The organism is Catenulispora pinisilvae (genome assembly GCF_015356865.1).
Taxonomy (GTDB): Bacteria; Actinomycetota; Actinomycetes; order Streptomycetales; family Catenulisporaceae; genus Catenulispora; species Catenulispora pinisilvae.
Genome location: NZ_JAAFZA010000425.1, coordinates 1 through 4,527 on the forward strand (window position 1 = coordinate 1; position 4,527 = coordinate 4,527).

3 protein-coding genes are annotated in these 4,527 nt (G+C 71.7%); all 3 read right to left on the minus strand.

The genetic code is table 11. From position 1 onward, the window contains the following. Positions 1-17: 17 nt before the first annotated feature. Positions 18-1,631 carry a 3' terminal RNA ribose 2'-O-methyltransferase Hen1 gene (locus IZR01_RS48265; RefSeq protein ID WP_194927792.1) on the minus strand — a complete coding sequence of 538 codons (1,614 nt, stop codon included), beginning with the start codon at positions 1,629-1,631 and terminating at the stop codon, positions 18-20. Positions 1,632-1,672: 41 nt separating this feature from the next. Continuing rightward, the gene (locus IZR01_RS48270; protein WP_194927793.1) at positions 1,673-2,230 is read right to left on the minus strand and encodes an RNA 2'-phosphotransferase; all 558 of its coding nucleotides are present in this window, start codon (positions 2,228-2,230) and stop codon (positions 1,673-1,675) included. A gap of 646 nt (positions 2,231-2,876) precedes the next feature. Then, a complete protein-coding gene (locus tag IZR01_RS48275; protein WP_194927794.1) occupies positions 2,877-3,938 on the minus strand; it encodes a hypothetical protein in 1,062 nt (353 codons plus the stop codon). Between the last annotated feature and the right edge of the window lie 589 nt (positions 3,939-4,527).

Sequence of the window (4,527 nt, forward strand, 5' to 3'; positions counted from 1 at the left end):
GCTCGGGGGCGGTCGGGTCAGACATCGGTCGAGGCCTCCTTCTCGTTCTGGGTCTCGTTCTGGGTCTTGGCAATAGTGAAAAGCGCGAGCTGCGTGGACGGCCCGAGCTCCGGGTCGACCTCGCCGACCGGCTTGAAGCGCACGGCGTAGCCGTGTGCGGCGGCGACCCGTTCGGCCCAGCCACGGAACTCCGCGCGCGTCCACTCGAAACGGTGGTCGCTGTGCCGGAACCGGCCGGCCTCCAGCGTCTCGTAGCGGACGTTGTACTCGGCGTTCGGCGTGGTGACCACGACCGCGCGGGGGTGTGCGGCGCGGAACACGGCGTGCTCCAGGGCCGACAGCCGGTGCGGGTCGACGTGCTCGATGACCTCCATCAGGACCGCGGCGTCGTAGCCGGCCAGCTGCGCGTCGGTGTAGGTCAGCGCGCCCTGGCGCAGGGTCAGCCGGGCCTGGACGCGTTCGGGCAGGCGATCGACGCGGAGCTTGCGCGCGGCGATCTGGAGCGCGCGGGCCGAGACGTCGATACCGACGACCTCGCTGAACGCCTTGTCCTTGAGGAGATCGCGCAGCAGCGCACCCTCGCCGCAGCCGAGGTCGAGGACGCGCGCGGCTTCGACCTCGTGCAGGGCCTCGACGACGGCTTCGCGGCGCGCGGTGGCCAGGGACTGCTTGCGTTCGCTCGCCTGGCGCAACTTCGGATCGGATTCGTTGACCTCGGTCGGCGTGGCGGCGGATCCTGGAGCGGATTCGCTTTGCCCGTCTACCTTTTCTTGGTGGGTAAGCCCCCTGGGCGGGTGGGGTGTGTCTTGCGTGGAGCAAGCGATGTCGGCGGCCGGCTCCTCCTCGAACCCCACCGCGTTGTCCAGCGCCTCCGGCTCGACCTCGTCCACCTCCGCGAGCCGGGCCAGCGCCTCGCGCACCAGCGGCTGGCGGCGGGCCAGGTAGCGGCGGGCGATCATGGCGCGCAGCGGGTGCGTGCCGAGCCAGCCCTCGCCGACCCGGACCAGCTTGTCGACCTCGTCGTTGCCCACCCAGTAGTGCTTGGCGCCGTCGAGCGCCGCGAGCAGCACGAACAGGTGCGACAGCGCGTCGGACAGGCGCAGGGTCCCGGTGAGCGTCAGCTTGGTGTAGCGGGAGGCGCCCCACTCCGGGAACGCCGGGTCCAGCGCCACCGGCTCGGCCGTGACCGTCCAGCCCAGCGGCTCGAACAGCTCGGCGGCGAGTTCCGGCTCGCGGCAGATGAGCGTCGGCACCTCGATCCGCAGCGGCAGCGGGGTGGCGGCCAGTTCGGGACGCTGGTCGCAGCGTCCGCGCAGCGCGGTGCGGAAGACGTGGCCGAGCGCCGAGGCCAGCAGCGAGGAGGCCGCGTAGGGGCGGTCGTTGACGTACTGCGACAGGGCGAAGTCCGGGCTGTTGCGGCCCCGGCCGCGCACCAGGGCGATCGGGTCCACCTCCAACAGCAACGCGGCCGTGCACTCCTGTTGACCCGCCACGGGATAGAAGACGTGGGCCTGGCCGTAGCTCTGGCTGAAGACCTGAACCCGGTCGGGGTTCTTGTGCAGCAGGAAGCCCAGGTCAGTGGCGGGCCAGTCGGCGCCGTCGGGCGGCGTCGCGGTAATCGTCAGGAGCATTGGACGATCGTGACGGAGCGCGGCCTTCGCGGCAAATCGTATTAGCGCCGGATCGTGACCTCGCGCAGGTACTCCGCGGGCACGGCATCGGTCAGCCACACACCGTTACCGCTCACCGAGAACTGGAAGCCGTCGGTGTGCATGCGCGCGGCGGCGACGGCCAGCACCGCCGGCTTGCCGTGCCGGCTGCCGACCTTCACCGCGGTCTCGGTGTCCGGGGACAGGTGGACCGCGTGGCGGTTCATCGGCCGGAGGCCGTCGCGCCAGATCAGGGTCAGGGTGCTCTGCGCGGTGCCGTGGTAGAGCACGTCCGGGGGCTCAGCCTGCGCATATCCGAGGTCTACCGGCACCGAGTGGCCCTGGCGGGCCCGGATCAGGGTTCCGGTGTCGTCGAACTCGAAGCGGTCTTTGTTGTTCTCGGCGACGACCAGGTCCAGCTGTTCGCGGCTGAAGCGCTCTCCGCGTGCGGCGGCGTTGGCCAGGAGTTGATCGACGCTGACCCAGCCGGCCCCGTCCATCGTCAGGCCGATCGCGCCGGGATTGTGGCGCAGCCAGTTCGACATCCGCTTCGACAAGCGGACTATGTCCTTCTCATTCATCTTGGCGACCAAGGTCCCGCAGCTCTGTAGAGAACCGCAACAGGGTTTGCGCGAGGGTCCCCTTTAGCGTGGCTCCCCTATAGCGCAGCTCCCGTATATAAGCATTCAGCTCCGGATCCCGTCGGGAATGGGCGACGGGTTCCGGAGCCGAACACTGTACGAGATGCCACCTTCTCGCCGTTAATAGAGGCGTCGGGGCGCGCTCTGGTGTTACACCCCCTGCTGACCTGCGGAAGTACCTACGCGGCAGGCCTGGGCGGCCCGGGCTGACGCCCCGGTCCGGGCGGCGGAGGCGGAGCACCGGTGGGACGGACTCCGTGCCCCGGATACCCGTCGGGACCGGTCGGCTGCGCGCCAGGATACGGGCCGCGGGGCGCGGGGACGTCGCCGGGCTGCGGCCCCGAGGGCCGAGGGGGCCGCGCCCGGTCGGGGGCAGGGCTGAACTGAGGGGGGATTCGCATTTCGCCGACCGCCGGATAGTTCGGGACTGGAGGTGGTTGTGCCCCGCGGCAGGGCCGCGGGGCACAACCTGGAGGACCGGCCGGCAGGGATGGGTACGGCCGGGCTCGCATGCCGCGATCCCTCTTGCCGGAATAGGCGTGCCCAACCCCTTCTGCCGTTACCGCAGCAGGTCAAACGGGGTGTCTCAGTGGCCGGAGTGGGACGGGCCCGGGGCGTGGCCGGGCCCGCTCCCGCCGCCGTCCCCGGTGCCGCTGGTGGCCGGGTTCCAGTCCGGGCTGCTGCTGGAACCCGAGGTACTGGAACCGGGGGAACCCGGGGTGCTGGGACTGGTGGCGGGCTTGTGGCCGTGCGACGGATCCGGCGTCGCCGAGGGCTTCGTGGAGCCGTCGGTGGGTTGCGGGATCACCGGTCCGCCGGTCGAGGCGGAGGCCAGCACCCGCGCGCAGAAGGCGTCGATCCGGTCCGCACCGCCGGCCAGTTGGGTCAGCCGGCGCCGGTCGTGCGCGTTGAGCCCGCCGTTGCCGTTCGCGTTCCCATCGCCGTTGCCGGCGCTGTTGCCGGCGCCGTTTCCACCGTCGGCGGCGGCGCCCTTATGGGCGATATAGGCCCGGCACAGCGCCACTACGTCGGCGGCGGACGGCATCGAAGGGCTCTGTCCCGGCGGGCTGTCGGTGTCGGCCGTCCCGCTCGGGGTCCCCGGCAACACGCCGCCGCCGCTGCCATCGCCGGAACTGCTGCCGCCGCTGCCACTGCCACCGCTGCCACCGCCGGAACGGCCGCCTGAGGCACGGTTCGAACTCACCGAGTCCGGCGACGCCAGCTGCCCGGACGAGGAGTCCGGCGAGGACGCCATCAACTGCCCGGTCCGCTCGGCGGGATCCGGCTCGGGCACGCCGACGCCGCCGAGCACCTGGTGCGCGGCCCGCTGGATCGGCGAGGGCAGCACGTCGGCCTCCGCCGCGACCGCGACCCCGGTGACGCTCAACGCCCCGGCCACCGCGGCCAGCTTCACGCCGAGCAACCGGCGCAGGGGGACGGCGTAGCTGTGCCGGACCGGGGTGGCACCGGCGCTCCCGGCCTTCCCGATGTTCCCGGCGCTCCCGGCGTTCTCAAAGGCGCGACGCGCCGATTCATAACCGCGGAGCTCGTGCGGCCACGGCGGCGCGGCGGCGGCGGACAGTACCCTGGCCACCGCGCGCACGTCCGCCGAAGGCCCGAGGTCCGCGAGGAAGTCCACGCTGCTCACGGTCGTGCCACCTCCAACGTCCCCCGAGATTGCCGGTCCGGCCGCCCGGCCGGCCCCACTCGGGGCCGCCGCGCCGTCGGACCGCGTCCGATCACCGATCTGTGCTGATTCACCGACCTGTGCCGATTCACCGATCTGCACCGATTCACCGATCTGCACCGATTCATCGGTCCGCACCGATTCACCGGCCTGTGCCGACTCATGGAGTGCCGATTCATGGTGTGCCGGTCCGGGCGCTCCGCTAGTGGCATCGCCGGCGCCCTCCCAGCCGGCCGAGTATGCCACCCGGGAGGGTGATCCGGCGACGGCAGAATTTCCCGTACCGGGCAAAACCGCCGGACCGGGCGCCGGGTAGTGCTCCTGGCTTCCCACACCGGACTGTCGATCCGGAGTGGGAATTTGAGCTTTCCCGAGTCCCGCTCTGCCCAGACCGGCGGCCCGGAAAGCGTCCAACAACCGCTCGGCTTGGTCGTCGCTCAGCCGGTCCCGGTTCTTCGCGCCGTCCCGGCCGTCCCGGCCCGCCCGGCCCTCGCCCCGGTCCCCGCTGTCGCCGCCTCGGCGCCGCCCCGTCCCGATGTCATCCATACTC